This is a genomic window from Collinsella sp. AM29-10AC (assembly GCF_003469085.1).
GTDB lineage: Bacteria > Actinomycetota > Coriobacteriia > Coriobacteriales > Coriobacteriaceae > Collinsella.
The window spans coordinates 29,748-45,767 of the sequence record NZ_QSKB01000006.1 but is presented as its reverse complement, the minus strand read 5'-3'; the positions used below and the strand labels follow the sequence as shown (position 1 = coordinate 45,767).

General features: G+C 61.2%; 12 protein-coding genes. 7 read left to right on the top strand and 5 right to left on the bottom strand.

Going from position 1 to position 16,020, the window contains the following annotated elements:
* Nucleotides 1–74 precede the first annotated feature (74 nt).
* Together DW754_RS03125 and DW754_RS03120 are read right to left on the bottom strand one after the other, a co-directional pair.
* The gene (locus DW754_RS03125; protein WP_199411435.1) at nucleotides 75–404 is read right to left on the bottom strand and encodes a TIGR04076 family protein; all 330 of its coding nucleotides are present in this window, start codon (nucleotides 402–404) and stop codon (nucleotides 75–77) included.
* Nucleotides 397–1,221: a PfkB family carbohydrate kinase gene (locus DW754_RS03120; RefSeq protein WP_117758443.1), complete on the bottom strand. Its 825-nt coding sequence runs from the start codon at nucleotides 1,219–1,221 to the stop codon at nucleotides 397–399. The genes DW754_RS03125 and DW754_RS03120 overlap by 8 nt, the downstream gene beginning before the upstream one ends.
* A 560-nt stretch (nucleotides 1,222–1,781) precedes the next feature.
* On the opposite strand from DW754_RS03120, the gene DW754_RS03115 reads away from it, so the two are divergent.
* Genes DW754_RS03115 through DW754_RS03105 form a run of 3 tightly spaced genes read left to right on the top strand, consistent with a single transcriptional unit; the run spans nucleotide 1,782 to nucleotide 6,007 of the window.
* Entirely contained in the window at nucleotides 1,782–2,288 is a 507-nt protein-coding gene (locus tag DW754_RS03115; protein WP_117655367.1) for a MarR family winged helix-turn-helix transcriptional regulator, read from the top strand.
* On the top strand, nucleotides 2,281–4,095 hold the full coding sequence (locus DW754_RS03110; protein ID WP_117758442.1) for an ABC transporter ATP-binding protein: 1,815 nt from the start codon (nucleotides 2,281–2,283) through the stop codon (nucleotides 4,093–4,095). The genes DW754_RS03115 and DW754_RS03110 overlap by 8 nt, the downstream gene beginning before the upstream one ends.
* Nucleotides 4,088–6,007, top strand: a complete 1,920-nt coding sequence (locus DW754_RS03105; RefSeq protein WP_117758441.1) for an ABC transporter ATP-binding protein — start codon at nucleotides 4,088–4,090, stop codon at nucleotides 6,005–6,007. Before DW754_RS03110 ends, DW754_RS03105 begins: the two co-directional genes overlap by 8 nt.
* Before the next feature lie 204 nt (nucleotides 6,008–6,211).
* Here DW754_RS03105 and DW754_RS03100 read toward each other — a convergent pair whose 3' ends face one another.
* On the bottom strand, nucleotides 6,212–7,090 hold the full coding sequence (locus DW754_RS03100) for a LysR family transcriptional regulator (protein WP_117758440.1): 879 nt from the start codon (nucleotides 7,088–7,090) through the stop codon (nucleotides 6,212–6,214).
* A 233-nt stretch (nucleotides 7,091–7,323) separates the two neighbouring features.
* Here DW754_RS03100 and DW754_RS03095 point away from each other — a divergent pair, with 233 nt between their 5' ends.
* From DW754_RS03095 to DW754_RS03080, 4 genes are all read left to right on the top strand, one after another.
* Entirely contained in the window at nucleotides 7,324–8,205 is an 882-nt protein-coding gene (locus DW754_RS03095) for an SDR family NAD(P)-dependent oxidoreductase (RefSeq protein WP_118071990.1), read from the top strand.
* Between the two features lie 65 nt (nucleotides 8,206–8,270).
* Nucleotides 8,271–9,527, top strand: coding sequence for an MFS transporter (locus DW754_RS03090; RefSeq protein WP_117758439.1), 1,257 nt, complete (start codon nucleotides 8,271–8,273; stop codon nucleotides 9,525–9,527).
* 68 nt (nucleotides 9,528–9,595) lie between these two features.
* Nucleotides 9,596–10,636, top strand: a complete 1,041-nt coding sequence (locus DW754_RS03085) for a Gfo/Idh/MocA family protein (RefSeq protein ID WP_117564354.1) — start codon at nucleotides 9,596–9,598, stop codon at nucleotides 10,634–10,636.
* Nucleotides 10,637–11,056: 420 nt separating this feature from the next.
* Nucleotides 11,057–13,204 (top strand): Tex family protein, encoded by a 2,148-nt coding sequence (locus DW754_RS03080; protein WP_117758438.1) that lies wholly within the window; start codon nucleotides 11,057–11,059, stop codon nucleotides 13,202–13,204.
* Between the two features lie 381 nt (nucleotides 13,205–13,585).
* On the opposite strand, the gene DW754_RS03075 is transcribed toward DW754_RS03080, so the two are convergent.
* Nucleotides 13,586–14,290: a transaldolase gene (locus DW754_RS03075; RefSeq protein WP_233508926.1), complete on the bottom strand. Its 705-nt coding sequence runs from the start codon at nucleotides 14,288–14,290 to the stop codon at nucleotides 13,586–13,588.
* A 323-nt stretch (nucleotides 14,291–14,613) separates the two neighbouring features.
* Nucleotides 14,614–16,005 carry a PTS ascorbate transporter subunit IIC gene (locus DW754_RS03070; RefSeq protein WP_117758436.1) on the bottom strand — a complete coding sequence of 464 codons (1,392 nt, stop codon included), beginning with the start codon at nucleotides 16,003–16,005 and terminating at the stop codon, nucleotides 14,614–14,616.
* Nucleotides 16,006–16,020 lie beyond the last annotated feature (15 nt).

The window sequence follows — 16,020 nt, the reverse complement described above, 5'->3', positions numbered from 1 at the left end:
TTAGGATTATAGGCAAAAAAGAAGGGGCACCATCGGCGGATGCGACAAAGGGCCCGCCCCTTTGTCGCATCCGGCTATTCGTCGACGATCTCGGCAAGCCAGACGTTCAACGTGTCGACCTCGGGACAGCAGAACTTTGCCGTGCCGGGCTCGTTGCCAGGCACGGTTCCGCCATAGCGCAGGATATCGATATAGGGAAAGCCCACATGGCAGGCCATGGCGCACATCTTGCCGCGGTCTCGGTCGAAGTCAAAAACGTCGCCCGGCTTGTGGCCATGGTGGCAGCGGTACGCACCCAGCTGGTCCACGCAGCTCACGCGGATGCGCGGCCGCTTGCCGTGCGGCGCGCCGAGCGGCTTGCCCCCGCCCGCAGGCTTGGCGCCGCCCTCGCCAGCGTTACTCATGGTCAATCACATCCAGGCAGGCTTCGATGGGAAGGCCGGCCGACTTGTCCTCCTGGTCGGCATTGCGCTCGATAAGCTCAGCCACCACACGCATGGCATCGGACGTCGCGCGCTGCAGACTCCAACCTGCCATAACGCGGCCGACGAGCACCGCCGAGAACGTGTCGCCCGTGCCCGGGAAATAGACCGGAATGAGCTCAAAGGGAATCATAAAGTACTCCCCCGCTACATGGTCGTAACCGATAACCGCGTTCGTGCCATTGACCACGGCGCTCGTAATGACCACCGACTTGGCACCCAGCTCGCGCACGGCGTCCACAAGGGCGCGGCCCTCATCGGGCGTAATTTCCTCGGCAATAGGCCTATCGGCAAGCAGGCACGCCTCGGTATAGTTGGGCACCGCGTAGTCTGCGCACTCCAGAAGATGCCGCATAAGGCCAATCGTGGACTCGGGCACGCCCGCATAGAGCTTGCCGTTGTCGCCCATGATGGGGTCGACGAACACCTTGGTGCCCTTTTGCGCGCGGCGGTGGCAAAAGTCCGAGATGATGCGCGTCTCTTCCTCGGTCACGATAAAGCCGGTCGAGATGGCGTCGAACTCAAAGCCGAGCTCCTCCCAGATGGCAAGACTCTGACGCACGTACTCCGTGGTGTCGTGGATGTAGAACTTGGGGTAGTTGAGCGTGTCGGAAACGAGCGCCGTCGGCAGGTTATGGATACGGTAGCCCATGTGCGACAGCACCGGCAGCATGGCGGAAAGCGCGACCTTGCCGTAACCGCACATATCGTTAATCAGCAGCAGCTGAGTGTTCTTCATGAGGGTCTCCCTTGTTTCGGGCACAGCGCAGCAGCGCCACAGTGCGACTAAGTGTAGCGCAGGAGGCGTTGTGGGCGGAGGCGAGCGGTACGAAGGGCAAATTGTTGCGGGAAGGTTTCGGAAATGGGGGCTGTTTGCTCCATAGCGGCCTAGTTGATGCTACTCATATAGCGCCATTTCAAAACTATGCCTATTTACTACGTTTAACCGCCCGCCTCCAACCACAACGAATTTCTCTCCAACAAAACCGCAGGTAGATAGCTTGCGTTTTTTCAGAAACAGCTGTTGTGGTCAGCGATGCTGGATTCATCGTAGTAATTAGGCATAGTTTTTGGCAAGGCCGCTTCGAAAGGCATCATCGCAGCCCAAAACGATACCTTTTCCTTCGTCCCCAAGGGATCAGATTGCCGCTTAGGAGCGTTTGCAGCATCGAGCGGTTACGGCGTTTGGTAAAACGCCGTAACTTAATAAGTTTGGTACCTTGACATTTATTTCTTGCACTCCTAAATTAGTTAGGCACAAAACAATTGCACTACCTAACTAAAGAAAGGAGCGACACCATGTGCGATGACCACATCGGCCTCTGCCCCCACACGCCGGGCGGCGACCCCCATGAACCCGCAGATGCGCCCGCGGCACAGTCCCAATCAGACGCGCTCGCCAAGCACATCCTAAACGGGCTGGGCTTCTGCGGCCACTTTCTGCACTTTCACGGCGGCGGCGCCTCGGGAAAGGCCCCCATCGTCTGCTTGCTCGCCAAGCAGCCAAACGGCGAGATGTCACAGCAGGAACTAGGCCTGCACTTTGATCTTAAGCCCGGTTCGCTTTCCGAGATTCTCTCCAAGATCGAATGCGCCGGCCTTATCGAGCGCAGCCGCAATCCCAAAGACCGGCGGCAGCTCACCATTCGCCTGACCGAAGCGGGATGGGAAAAGGCCCACGTAGAGCAGGCGGCCCGCATTCGCTTTAGAGAGCAGGCCTTTAGCGCGCTCACCCACGACGAGCGCGAGGACCTCGCCGAAATGCTCGATAAAATCCGCGTAACCTGGGAGGAACTGGATGATTAAAACCCTCATGGGAAGCATCCGCGACTATATGAAAGTCACTGTTGCCACGCCGCTGCTCGTGCTTGGCGAGGTGCTCTGCGAGATGCTGATTCCATTTATCACCGCCAACCTGATCGACGCTATCAAAGACGGCGCCACCGTAGCCGAGATGCTTCCCACCGCAGGCTTTTTGGTGCTCATCGCGCTGACGTCGCTTGCTTTTGGCGCCGCGGCTGGTGTCACCTGCAGCCATGCGAGCTGCGGATTCGCCAAGAACCTGCGTCACGACCTGTTCTACAAGATCCAGACGTTCAGCTTTGCCAACATCGATGAGTTCTCGAGCTCCTCGCTCGTCACGCGCCTGACCACCGATATCAACAACGTGCAGCAGGCCTTTATGATGATCATCCGTATCGCCGTGCGCGCGCCGCTGGTCTTGATCTTCGCCTTTACCATGGCATTTATCATGGGCGGCAGCGTTGCCATGGTCTACCTGGTCATCATTCCGCTGCTGGGCTTTGGGCTGTTCTTTATCATCTTTAAGGTGCGCCCCATCTTCTCGCGCGTGTTCCACAAGTACGACGCCCTTAACGAGTCCGTCGAGGAAAACGTCACCGGCATGCGCGTGGTCAAGAGCTATGTGCGCGAAGACTTTGAGAAGGAGAAGTTCGCGACCGCCGCACGCGACGTCCAGATGGACTTCACCCGCGCCGAGAAGCTGCTCGCCTTTAACAACCCCATGATGAACATCTGCGTCAACGGCGCGTTCGTCGTCATCATCTACCTGGGCTCCAAGCTCATCATCACGAGCCAGGGCACGCTGTTCGACGTGGGCCAGCTCTCCTCGACCTTTACCTATGGTTTCCAGATTCTCATGAGCCTGATGCAGCTGTCGATGATCTTTGTCATGGTGACCATGGCCGACGAATCGGCACACCGCATTGCCGAGGTGCTGGCCGCCGAGCCCACGATCGCCGATCCCGCCGAGCCCGTGCTCGAGGTTGCCGACGGTTCCATCGACTTTGACCACGTGAGCTTTAAGTATTCCAAGCATGCGAAGCGCCAGGCGCTCGACGATATCGACCTGCACATTACGAGCGGCGAGACCATCGGCATCATCGGCGGCACTGGCTCGGCCAAGTCCACGCTCGTTAACCTCATCGCCCGCCTGTACGACACCACCGAAGGCGCTGTGCGCGTGGGCGGCGTGGACGTGCGCGACTACGACCTGGACGCGCTGCGTCACCAGGTCGCCATGGTGCTGCAGAAAAACGTGCTGTTTAGCGGCACCATCGCCGAGAACCTGCGTTGGGGCGACCCGAACGCCACCGACGAGGAAGTCCGCGAGGCAGCGCATCTGGCCTGCGCCGACGAGTTTGTCGACGGTTTCCCCAAGGGCTACGACACCTGGATCGAACAGGGCGGCTCTAATGTTTCGGGCGGTCAGAAGCAGCGCCTGTGCATTGCACGCGCCCTGTTGCGTCGCCCCAAGATCTTGATCCTGGACGACTCCACCAGCGCCGTCGACACCAAGACTGACGCCAAGATTCGCGCAGGCCTGGCAAGCTATCTGCCCAACACGACCAAGCTCATCATCGCCCAGCGCATCAGCTCCGTGCAGGACGCAGACCGCATCATTGTCATGGAGGGCGGCCGCATCGCACAGATCGGCAACCACGAAGAGCTGCTCAAGACGAGCGAGATCTACCGAGAGACCTTTACCTCGCAAAACAAGATGTCTGCCGAGGGCGAAGGGGCCGTCGAGGCCGACACCGAGGCATCCGCAACGCAAGCTCAGACCCAGGAAGGAGGCGAGGCACATGAGTAAGGCAACGACCGCCGAGCGCGCGCTCAACCGTAAGGGCGGCACCATGTCGCGCCTCATCAAGACGCTCTTTGACTTCTATCCCGTGCTTTTGCCCCTTGTCGTCGCCGGCGTGGTGCTCTGCGCCATCATCAACTCCATCGGCGCGACCTTCCTGCAGAGCGCCCTGCAGATTATTAGCGAATCGTGGCAGTCGGGCGATTGGGAAGCCGCACAGCCCAAGATTCTACAGCTCGTGACCACCCTCGCCTGCATCTACGGCGTCGGTGTCCTGTCCTCGCTCTTCTGGAACCGCGCCATGGCTATCGTCACGCAGGGCTCGCTCGAGAAGCTGCGCGAGATGATGTTCAACCGCATGCAGGACCTGCCGATCCGCTACTTCGACACGCACCAGCGCGGCGATATCATGAGCCACTACACCAACGACATCGATACGCTGCGCCAGATGATCAGTCAGTCGCTGCCCAACCTGCTCATGACGATCATCATCATCGTCACGGTGTTCTTTATCATGCTGTACTACAGCGTGTGGATGTGCCTGGTCATCATCGCCGGCGTCGCCTTTATGACCTTTATGACCAAGCTGCTCGGCTCCAATTCCGCGCGTTTCTTCATTGCGCAGCAGACCGAGCTCGGCGTGGTCGAGGGCCATATCGAGGAAGTCATGAACGGTCAGAAGGTCGTCAAGGCGTTCTGCCACGAGTCTGCCGCCGAGGCCGATTTTGACGAGCGCAACGAAAAGCTCTTCGAGGTCTCACAGAAGGCCAACATGTACGCCAACATCCTCATGCCCATCCTTATGAACCTGGGCAACTTGCTCTACGTGCTGGTGGCCCTTGCCGGCGGCATTTTCCTGGCGCTGGGCGTGCCCAACCTGAGCATCTCGGGCATGGCGCTGTCGATCGCCGTCGTGGTGCCGTTCCTCAACATGACCAAGCAGTTCTGCGGACAGATCGGCCAGATCTCGCAGCAGATCAACGCCGTGGTCATGGGCCTCGCCGGCGCCGACCGTATCTTTGAGCTCATCGACGAGAAGCCCGAAGCCGACGAAGGCTATGTGACGCTCGTCAACGCGCAGGTCAACCCCGATACCTGGCAGCTCGAGGAGGCTGACCACCACACCGGCATGTGGGCGTGGAAACATCCGCACCGCGCAACCGGCGAGATCGAGTACGTGCCGCTGCGTGGCGACCTGGTCATGGACAACGTCGACTTTGGCTACACGCCCAACCACGAAGTGCTGCACGGCGTGTCCGTGTTTGCCAAGCCGGGCCAGAAGATCGCGTTTGTCGGCGCCACCGGAGCCGGCAAGACGACCATCACCAACCTCATCAACCGCTTCTACGACATCGCCGACGGCAAGATCCGCTACGACGGCATCAACGTCAACAAGATCCGCAAGGCCGACCTGCGCCGAAGCCTGGGCGTCGTGCTGCAGGACGTGAACCTGTTCACCGGCACCGTGATGGATAACATCCGCTACGGCAACCTGGACGCCACCGACGAGGAGTGCATCGCGGCGGCCAAGCTCGCGGGCGCCGACGACTTTATCACCCGCCTACCCGACGGCTACGACACTATGCTCACCGGCAACGGCGCGCAGCTGTCGCAGGGCCAGCGCCAGCTGATTTCGATCGCACGCGCCGCCGTCGCCGATCCGCCGGCAATGATTCTGGACGAGGCCACGTCGAGCATCGATACCCGCACCGAGGCCATCGTGCAAGCCGGCATGGACAAGCTCATGGAAGGCCGCACGACGTTTGTCATCGCGCACCGCCTCTCCACCGTGCGCAACTCCGACGCAATCATCTGCCTGGACCACGGCCGCATCATCGAGCGCGGCAACCACGACGAACTGATCGCCAAGCGCGGGTATTACTACCAGCTGTACACGGGTGCATTTGAGCTCGAGTAGATAGGCTTGTTCCACGGAGGTCTCCCAGGCGGGCCGGGGTGTAACCTCCGTGCTCAAACATTCTCGCTTCGCTGCGAAACTGCGCGCGGAAGTTACACCCCGGCCCGCCTGGGAGACCTCCTGCGCGCAATCAGCCCGTCGTTTAAAACGGAATAAAGGTTAGTGAGGCCCTGGCCGTTTGGCCAGGGCCTCGTTTTGTGTGAGCTACTTGAGGAGTTGGGCAATGGCGTTGACGAATTTTTGGACTTGGAGGGTGAGCTCGAGCGGGTAATGCAAGAAGACCGGCACCTCGCGGCCGCATAGGAACGGCACGCCCACAAAGGCCGGGTGCACGCCCGACCACGCTCCGCAGGTGAGCACCGCGTCACCCTTTTCCTCCGCATCGTTGAACAGCGCAAAGTCAAAGCTGTCCACGTCGATCACGTCCACGCCGCCGTCGGCCAAAAGATCAATGCGCAGGCTGTCCATAGCGTCGTTGCCGTGACGAAGCACGCGCAAGCGCATGCCCTCCAGGTCGGCAACCGTGATGCGCGTCTTGCGCGCAAGCGGGCTCGTGCGCGGCACATCAATATAAAACGGTACGTTGACGATAAGGAGCTTTTGGCAGGCGTCGCCCCAGCGCGGGGTCGAAAAACTCGACTGCACCACATCCACCTCGCGCCCCAGGCTGCGCATAACGGATTCGCGCTCGTCATAGAGATCGCTCACCGGCACAATCTCAAAGCGCAACGACGGTTCCAATTCGTGCACGTCCGTCCACATCGACAGCGTCTGGCGCCCCGGGCACATCATCGACACGCCCAGGCGCACGGCACCGCCATCGCCCGCCGCGCGCCGGGCGCGACGCAACGCATCCTCGGACTGGCGCATGATCGAGCGCGCGTCGTCCACCAGCAGGGCGCCCGCCGGCGTCACCTTGACGCCCGAGTGCGAGCGCTCGAACAACGTGATGCCAAACTCGGCCTCGAAGCCCGAAACCTGCTTGACGAGTGCCGGCGTCGACACGCGCAGCTTTGCCGCGGCGCGCGAGAAGCTTCCCAGCTCAGCGGCGGCCGCTATGGCCTCGAGTCGTCGATCGTACACGTCAATCTCCCGTTTCCAGACGTATGGACATGCGCTGCCGAAGGGGGTCGTTTTGGCAGGTCACACACTCAATTAAGAACAAATTGCCTTGCGTGCTGTAAACCATAGGTTTACGCCATTCTAACAAATATGCAATTCACCTGCGCAAATGCAAAGCATACGATAACCAGCGAAAACCACGTGGGTCGATTAATGGGAGCGACCCACCGGGAGGCACAAGAAGGGAAGTTCCTATGAGCAACTGGCTTAAGCTCGAGGGCGATGTCTGCGCTGTGACCGGCGCACTCGGCGGCATGGGCGTCGAGATCTGCCGCGAGTTCGCCCGCAACGGCGCCAACGTCGTCCTGCTCGACCTGGACGAGGAGAAGGTCAAGGCCGCGGCCGCCGACCTCGCCGCCGAGTTTGGCATCCACGCCGAGGGCTACAAGATGAACGCCACCGACGAGGCCGAGGTTCAGGCCGCCGTCGACGCCACCATCGCCGACTTCGGCCGCGTCGACGTCCTCGTCAACACTGCCGGCATCCTGCGCTTCGCAGCCATGGAAGACCTGCCGCTGAGTGACTGGAACGAGGTCCTCAACGTCAACCTCACCGGCTACTTCATCACCTCGCAGCGCTTTGGTCGCGAGATGATCAAGGCCGGCCATGGTCGCCTGGTGCACATCTCGACCGTTGCCAGCCACTCCCCCGAGACGTTCTCGGGCGTGTACAGCTCCACCAAGGCGGGCGTCAACATGATGTCGAAGATGTTGGCTGCCGAGTGGGGTCCCTACGGCGTGCGCTCCAACTGCGTCGAGCCCTGCTTTGTTAAGACCCCCATGTCGGCGAGCTTTTGCGCCGACCCCGAGGTCGAGAAGAGCCGCAGCCGTCTCATCGCCACGCGCCGCATCGGCGAGGTCAGCGATATCGCCAACGCCGTCATGTTCCTGGCGTCCAAGCGCTCGGACTTTACCACCGGCGACGCCATCAAGGTCGACGGCGGCTTCTCCAATATGATGGGCGACCTCACCGCCAAGCCCGGCGGCCGTCGAGCCTTTGCCGACAACTACCTCAAGAACAAGGGTGTCGAGCTTTGGTCCGACGAGTCCGGCGTCGCAAAGCCCACTGACCAGTAAACCAGCCTGACAGGGAGGCCCGCGGTGATGCCCGCCCCTCCCCCGCATCGATTAGAAAGAGTCCAATGGCTTCCACCAACTCCAACAAGGGTCGCGCCGTCGTGCTTTCCGCCGCGTGCGTCACCATGTTCTTTGTCAGCTCCATCGCGCTGTATTCCGTCGTGAGCAAGAACCTGCTCGCCGTCTACCCCGAGTGGTCCAGCGCCCTTACCTGGGCTTTCCCGGTCTTTCAGACCATCATGGCCGTGACAGGCATCTTCGCCGGCCGCATCTCCGATAAGATCGGCCCCCGCAACGTCGTGATCGCCGCCGCCGTGTGCTACGGCCTGGGCTGGTTCATGTCTGGCACCGTCACCGAGCCGTGGCAGTTCTACCTGTGGTTCTCGCTCGTCGCCGCCATCGGCAACGGCCTGGGTTACAACCCGGCGCTCACCACCGGCCAAAAGTGGTTCATCGACAAGAAGGGCCTGGCCTCCGGCATCACCCTGGCCGCTTCGACCGCCGGCCCCGCCGTGCTGTCCCCGGTGCTCGCCTCGCTGCTCATCCCGAGCCTGGGCATCTTTGGCGCCCTCAAGGCACTCGGCGTCATCTTCTTTGCAATGATCGCCGCCTCCGCCCTGTTCCTGAAGGCCCCCGAGGCCGGTTGGCTGCCCGAGGGCTTCGAGGCCCCCAAGGGCGGCGCACACGCCGGCACCTTCGGCGACCTCACCCCGGGCGAGATGGTCAAAACCCCGCGCTTTTGGATCCTCATCGTCACCTTCGCCTTTGCTGCCACTGCAGGCACCCTGCTCGTGGGCAAGGTTGCCTCCATCGCCGCCGTCCAGCTCTTCGCCGACCCCACGTGCGCCGCAGCTGTCGCCCTCGGCGGTGTAGTGGTCTCCGTCAACACCTGCGCCAACCTGGTCGGTCGTCTGTCCTTTGGCCAGATCATTGACAAGCTCGGCGCCTACAAGTCGCTGCTCATCAGTCTTGTCGTCACCATCGTCGCGCTCGTCATCATGTCGATGAGCTTTACGCAGAGCATGTTCTTTGTGGCGCTCGCCCTGCTCGGCTTTAGCTTTGGCGCCCTGCTCGTCATCTACCCGCCGCTTACCGGTGGCGCCTTTGGTACCAGCAACATCGGCGTCAACTACGGCATCATGTTCCTGGGCTACGCCGCTTCTACCTGGATCAGCCAGCCCATCACTGCCGTGCTGTATCACGCTGAGGCCGGCAGCGCCGCCTACCAGCAGTCCTTCTACGGCGCCATCGTGATCGCCGCCATCGCCGTCGTGCTCACCGTCTACATGATGGTCTCCGACAGCAAGAAGAAGTCCGCCTAGTTTTACCGATGCGACAAAGGGACAGTCCCTTTGTCGCATTCCACCGCCACCAGTATTAAGGAGTCGAAATGTCTGAGCTCAACCCCGTCCGCATTGCCGTTATCGGCGCCGGTGCCATGGGCCGCAACCACATCCGCTTTGTCACCGAGGAGCCCGAGGCCGAACTCGTCGCCATCGCCGACGCCTTTGAGGGCGCCCGCGCCACGGCCGAGGCCGCCGGCGTGCCGTTTTACACCGATCCCGCCCAGATGATGGACGAGGTCAAGCCCGAGGCCGTCATCATCGCCACCCCCAACGACCTGCATCTGGGCGTTGCTCGCGAGGCCATCAAGCGCAACATCGTGCCGCTGGTCGAAAAGCCGATCTCCAATGACCTCGAGGATGCCCAGGCCTTCGCCGCCGAGGCCGAGACCGCTGGCGTGCCCGTGCTCGTGGGCCAGCACCGTCGCCACAACCCCTTCGTCAACAAGGCCAAGGAGATCATCGAGTCCGGCGAGCTGGGCAAGCTCACCGTGTCGAGCTTCCACTACATGATCTATAAGAATGACGAGTACTTCGATGTCGAGTGGCGCCGCAAGAAGGGTGCCGGCCCGATCCTGGTTAACCTGGTTCACGACGTCGACCTGCTCCGCTATCTGCTGGGCGAGCCCGTTGCCGTCCAGGGTATGCAGTCCAGCGCCGCCCGCGGTTTTGAGACCGAGGACTCCGCCGTGGTCAACGTCCGTTTTGCCGATGGCGCGCTCGCAAGCATGACCATCTCCGATGCCACCGCCAGCCCCTGGAACTGGGAGGCCACCGCTCGCGAGGACCCGCAGTACCGTCCCTTCGACGCCGACGCCTACTTTATCGGCGGAACCTTGGGCGCCCTTTCGCTGCCCCGCCTGCACCAGTTCTCCTACGACGGCGCCTCCAACTGGCACAAGCCGCTGCAGATGGAGATTCCGGCCGTGGACCCGGCGCTGCCGCACAAGATGCAGCTCAAGCACTTTGTGAAGGTCGTCCGCCGCGAGGTCGAGCCCGTCGTAACCCCCGCCGACAACGTCAAGACGCTCACGCTTCTCAACGCCATCAAGGAGGCCGCCGAGACCGGCCAGCTCGTCGAGCTGTAGCACCTTAGGACAGGCCGCGGCAGAAACCCCATGCCGGGCCCCTCGGTCCGCCACAAATAAGCCCCTCTTCTTTGCCCCGCGAGCAGCTTCCTGCCCGCGGGGCATTTTGCTACGTTGCCAATGATTTTTCTGGGACGGGGGACTTTTTGCACCTTAGCTTGATTCGTTCGCCACGAAATGTGCCTATCTACTACGTTTAACCAATCACCCTCATCCATACAGAATTTCGCGAAATAAAAACCGCAGGTAAACGGCTTGCGCATTTTCGGAAAACCGGGGGATGGTCGACCCACACGGTTCAAACGTAGTAGATAGGCCGCTTTCGTGGTTCCGCGCCAAAACAGTCTTTTTTGGGCGAAGTGGCAGGTGGTATCCTTGGTAGCTCTGTGCTGCAAACGCACCTTAAACGCAAGGAGTCCCATGGATCTTATCCCCCAGCTCGCCCGCGAGCTCAACCTTAAGGCCGCCAACGTCGAGGCGGCCGTCAAGCTCATCGACGAGGGAAACACCATTCCCTTTATCTCGCGCTACCGCAAGGAAGCCACGGGCGGCATGGACGACGTCGCCCTGCGCGCACTCGACGAGCGCCTGTCCTACCTGCGCAATCTTGAGCAGCGTAAAGAGGACGTCATCCTGCTCATCGATGCCCAGGGCAAACTCACGCCCGAACTCGAGCAACAGATTCGCGAGGCCACACAGCTCCAGCGTGTCGAGGACCTCTACAAGCCCTACCGCAAAAAGCGCATGACCCGCGCGCAGAAGGCACGCGAGGCCGGCCTGGAGCCGCTCGCCAACATGATCATCATGCAGGCCTCGGCCAAGGGCAGCGCGCTCGACGCCGCCGCGGACTACGTCAACGAGGAGGCCGGCTTCGACACGCCCGAAAAGGCGCTCGCCGGCGCCGCCGACATCGTGGCCGAGACGGTGGCCGAAGATCCCGAGAACGTCGCCGACCTGCGCGCCTTTACGCAAAACACCGCCGACATCGTCGTCGAGGCCACCGACCCCGCCGAGAAGACCCCCTACGAGCCGTACTACAGCTATGATGAGCCGCTGCGCCGTATACCCAACCACCGCGTGCTGGCTATCGACCGCGGTGAGCGCGAGGGCAAGCTCCGCGTGCGCGTGAACGTCGACGGCGCTGCCGCTACGGCACGCCTCGGCAGCCGCTGGCCCCGTCGCCAGGGCGTGTTTGCTCCCGTCTTTGACGCCGCCATCGCCGATGGCTACAAGCGCCTCATGGCCCCCTCGCTGGAGCGCGAGGCCCGCGCCAAACTCACCGTTCGTGCCCAGACCGAGGCCATCAACGTCTTTGCCAAGAATCTCGAGGGCTTGCTCTCGACGCGCCCCGTGCGCGGCGCCCGCGTGCTCGCGCTCGATCCGGGCTACCGCACCGGCTGCAAGGTCGCCGTCATGGACGAGACCGGCAAGCTACTCGACCACGGCGTGGTCTATCCCACCAAGCCGCGCCATGACGTCGCCGGCACCAAGCGCGAGCTCGCCCGCCTCGTCAAGAAGGACGGCGTCAACACCATCGTCGTCGGCAACGGCACCGCCAGCCGCGAGACCGAGGAAGTCGTCTCGGAGTTCATTGCCGAGCAGGCGCCCGGGCTGCGATACACCATCGTCAACGAAGCCGGCGCGTCGGTGTACTCCGCCTCCGAGCTCGCCAGTCAGGAATACCCCGACCTGGACGTCACCGTGCGCGGCGCCATGAGCCTGGGCCGCCGTCTGCAAGACCCGCTGGCAGAGCTCGTCAAGATTCCGCCCCAGTCCATCGGCGTTGGCCAGTACCAGCACGACCTTGACCAGGCCGAGCTTTCGCGCACCCTGGGCCACGTGGTGGAAGACGTCGTCAACCGTGTGGGCGTCGACGTCAACACCGCGAGCGCAAGCCTGCTGGGCTACGTGTCGGGCATTACGCCGAGCGTAGCCAAAAACATCGTGGCCTACCGCGAGGAAAACGGCGCCTTTACCGATCGCCGCCAGCTCAAGAAGGTCCCCAAGCTGGGCCCCAAGGCATATCTCAACGCCGCGGGCTTTTTGCGCATCAGCGGCGGCAAGAACCCGCTCGACGCGACAAGCGTCCACCCCGAGAGCTACGAGGTGGCCACGTCCGTCTTGGAACGCGCCGGCGTGGCGACCAGTGAGCTCAGCCGCGGCGGCGTGCCCGACATTGAGCACCGCCTGGGCAGCATTTCGGCACTGGCAAGCGACCTGGACTGCGGCACCCTGACGCTCATCGACATTGTCAACGAGCTCAAGAAGCCCGGTCGCGACCCGCGCGACGACGCGCCCGAGGTGGTCTTTAGCCGCTCGGCGCTTTCCATCGACGATCTGGAGCCCGGCATGGAACTCAAGGGCACGGTGCGCAACGTTGTGGATTTTGGCGCGTTCGTCGACGTGGGCGTGCACCAGGACGGCCTCGTACACATCTCCAAGCTCGCCAACCGCTTCGTCAAGCACCCGAGCGACGTGGTGCGCGTCGGTGACACGGTCAAGGTGTGGGTCGAAAAGGTCGATCGCGACCGCAAGAAGATCTCCCTCACCATGGTGCAGGGGAGGTAAACCGCCAAAGCAAGGGTACCCCCTGTAGCAGCGTGCAAAATCGCGAGTATTCTGCAATTTCCGCCGCTCCGAACGCTCCTCAGAGGCAATAAAGTCACAAACAGCCCCCGTTTTAGCGTCGTCAGAGCCAAAACGGGGGCTGTTCCGTGCTTCAACCAGCTGGTAAAAGCCTTTACCTTGCTGAATACTCTCAATTTTGCACGTCGCAGGCGGGGGTACCTTTGCCTACGGCAGGATATGGAAGCCGAGTGCTAACTTGCCGGCAAGCTCGTGTCGGCAGCCCCGGCCTTTCCTTTACCTAGCGCGACCCTCGCGAAGCGCGTGAGCGATAGGGAAAGGAAAGGCCGGGGCGAACAACCCGCGGCGCAGCCAGTGTTCGCGTTACGGCAGGATATGGAAGCCCAAAGCGGCGATATCCTTGGCAAAGCCGCGCACGGTATCGAGCGAAACCTCATACGGGTCGCGCCCGATGTTCTTGCGCTTGGCCAGGATACTGTTGGGCACCGTGATGATCTGACAACCGCATCCTTCCGCCTGGTAAATGTTGATGAGCTCGCGCGTGGATGCCCACAGGACCTCGCAGTTGGGCTTGGCGGCGGCCCTCTTGACCGACTCCGTCATAAACGGAATGGGGTCAACGCCGGTATCGGCGATACGGCCGGCAAAGAGCGAGATGATAGACGGCGTCTCGGCGTCAACGGCCTCGACCATCTCATCGACCTGCTCGGGAGTAAAGATGGTGGTAACGTTGACCTTGATGCCGTCGGCCGAAAGCTTGCGCACCAGCTCGGCGGTGGACTCGCCCTTGGTAGTCACGCACGGAATCTTGACGTAGACGTTCTCGGCCCAGGCAGCAATCTCGCGGGCCTCGACCTCCATGGTCTCGACGTCGTCGGCAAAGACCTCAAACGACACGGACACATCGATGATGTGGGCCAGGACCTCCTTGGCAAACGCGCGATAATCCGTCACGCCGCCCTTCTTCATAAGGGACGGGTTGGTCGTGAAACCCTGAACGTTGCCGCTCTCGTACATGTCGAGCATGCCCTCGAGGTTTGCACCGTCAGCGAACACCTTGATTGCCATCTGCCTGATTCCTTTCGTTAGCATACGGCCGATAAACTGCTAAACACTTTATCTACGTTTATCAAGGCGTGAACTGCGGTTTTTATCTTCTCGGCGAACGGTTTTGCAGATTTACCATTTTTATATCGACGCCCCAGCGGCAAAACGTTTTTGCCGATCATTGCGTTTGATTCCGTTCACGGAACAGAAGCAGCGCCTCGCCGGCTCATATTCACAATCGCTCCAAAGCAAAAAGCGGTGACGCCTCGATTGAGACGTCACCGCTTCCGTGTAGGAGCCGGTTATCGGAGCTCCGCCCGATTAGGGCTTAACGTATGCCTGGATTACTCTTCCTCAACGTGATTGATCACAGCACCCTTGGTGTGGATGAAGTTGGGGACGAAGGCAACGACCAGAAGGACAGCGAGAATCGCGTAGACACCGGTGGTACCGAAGGCCTCGGCAGCGCGGCCAAGCGTAATACCAATGACGGAGAAATCGAAGTCGCCGAACGTAGTGTTCTTGAAGCCAAAGACGTCAAGAACGGGCAGGAGCAGGGCCGGGGCAAAGGTGATGAGCAGGCCGTTGACGAAAGCGCCAAGAGCTGCGCCCTTGCGACCGCCGGTAGCATTGCCGTAGATACCTGCGGTAGCACCGCAGAAGAAGTGGGGAACCATGCCCGGGATGATGAAGATGCCCAGGGTAGCGCCCACGATGAACATACCGACCACGCCACCGATGAAGGAGGCAACAAAGCCGAGGATGACGGCGGTGGGAGCATAGGGGAAGAAGACGGCGCAGTCGACGGCGGGGATGGCGCCGGGGATCAGCTTGTTGGAGATGCCCTGGAAAGCCGGGACCAGGTCGGCAAGGATCATACGAACGCCGTTGTAGACGATAGTGACACCGACGGCGAAGGACAGGGCGCAGGTCAGGGCATAGACGATTACATTGTCGCCGCTAGCGATCTTGGTAACGACCGCAGGATCTGCGATGTAAGCGGCGAAAGCGGTAACCAGGTAGAAGAAGGCCATGGTAAGAGCCGTGGAGATGGTGGTGTCGCGCAGGAAGGAGAACTTCTCGGGAACCTCGATCTTCTCGGTGCTGTTCTCCTCGGCGTCCTTAGCAAAAAGCGTACCGACTGCAGCGGAGATGTAATAGGCGAGTGAACCGAAGTGGCCCATGGCGATTTCATCGCCATCGGTAACCTTCTCGGTGAAACGCTGACCAACGGCGGGAAGCATAGCGCTCACGAGGCCCAGGAACATGCCGCCCACGATGACAAGCTGGACATCCTGGAAGCCAGATGCCTGCAGAACGGCAGACAGCAGGCAAGCCATAAACATGCTGTGATGGCCCGTCAGGAAGATGTACTTAAACTTGGTAAAGCGGGCAATGATAATGTTCACGACGTAGCCGAGAATCAGGATCATCATGGTCTGAACGCCGAGGACGCTCTGAGCCATCGAAACGACGACCTCGTTGTTGGGCACGACGCCGGTGATGTGGAAACCGGTCTCGATGAAGGTACCCAGCGGAGCAAGGTTCTCCTGAACAACAGCGGCGCCGGCAGACAGCATGATGTAACCCAGAATGGGCTTCAGGGTGCCCGTCATCACCTTGTGGGCAGGACGCTTAAGCGCGACAAGGCCCACAAAGGCAAATAGACCCATAATCCACGCTGGCTTGGTCAGAATCGATTGGATAAACTCAAGTATGGGAAGGATGGCTTGCATCTGCGCTTCCTTTCT

What these genes read in the sequence shown, in the direction of transcription:
- DW754_RS03090 (WP_117758439.1), top strand. Translation starts at nt 8,271, where the DNA reads ATGGCTTCCACCAACTCCAACAAGGGTCGCGCCGTCGTGCTTTCCGCC.
- DW754_RS03125 (WP_199411435.1), bottom strand. Translation starts at nt 404, where the DNA reads ATGAGTAACGCTGGCGAGGGCGGCGCCAAGCCTGCGGGCGGGGGCAAG.
- DW754_RS03075 (WP_233508926.1), bottom strand. Translation starts at nt 14,290, where the DNA reads ATGGCAATCAAGGTGTTCGCTGACGGTGCAAACCTCGAGGGCATGCTC.
- DW754_RS03115 (WP_117655367.1), top strand. Translation starts at nt 1,782, where the DNA reads ATGTGCGATGACCACATCGGCCTCTGCCCCCACACGCCGGGCGGCGAC.
- DW754_RS03120 (WP_117758443.1), bottom strand. Translation starts at nt 1,221, where the DNA reads ATGAAGAACACTCAGCTGCTGCTGATTAACGATATGTGCGGTTACGGC.
- DW754_RS03095 (WP_118071990.1), top strand. Translation starts at nt 7,324, where the DNA reads ATGAGCAACTGGCTTAAGCTCGAGGGCGATGTCTGCGCTGTGACCGGC.
- DW754_RS03110 (WP_117758442.1), top strand. Translation starts at nt 2,281, where the DNA reads ATGATTAAAACCCTCATGGGAAGCATCCGCGACTATATGAAAGTCACT.
- DW754_RS03080 (WP_117758438.1), top strand. Translation starts at nt 11,057, where the DNA reads ATGGATCTTATCCCCCAGCTCGCCCGCGAGCTCAACCTTAAGGCCGCC.
- DW754_RS03070 (WP_117758436.1), bottom strand. Translation starts at nt 16,005, where the DNA reads ATGCAAGCCATCCTTCCCATACTTGAGTTTATCCAATCGATTCTGACC.
- DW754_RS03085 (WP_117564354.1), top strand. Translation starts at nt 9,596, where the DNA reads ATGTCTGAGCTCAACCCCGTCCGCATTGCCGTTATCGGCGCCGGTGCC.
- DW754_RS03105 (WP_117758441.1), top strand. Translation starts at nt 4,088, where the DNA reads ATGAGTAAGGCAACGACCGCCGAGCGCGCGCTCAACCGTAAGGGCGGC.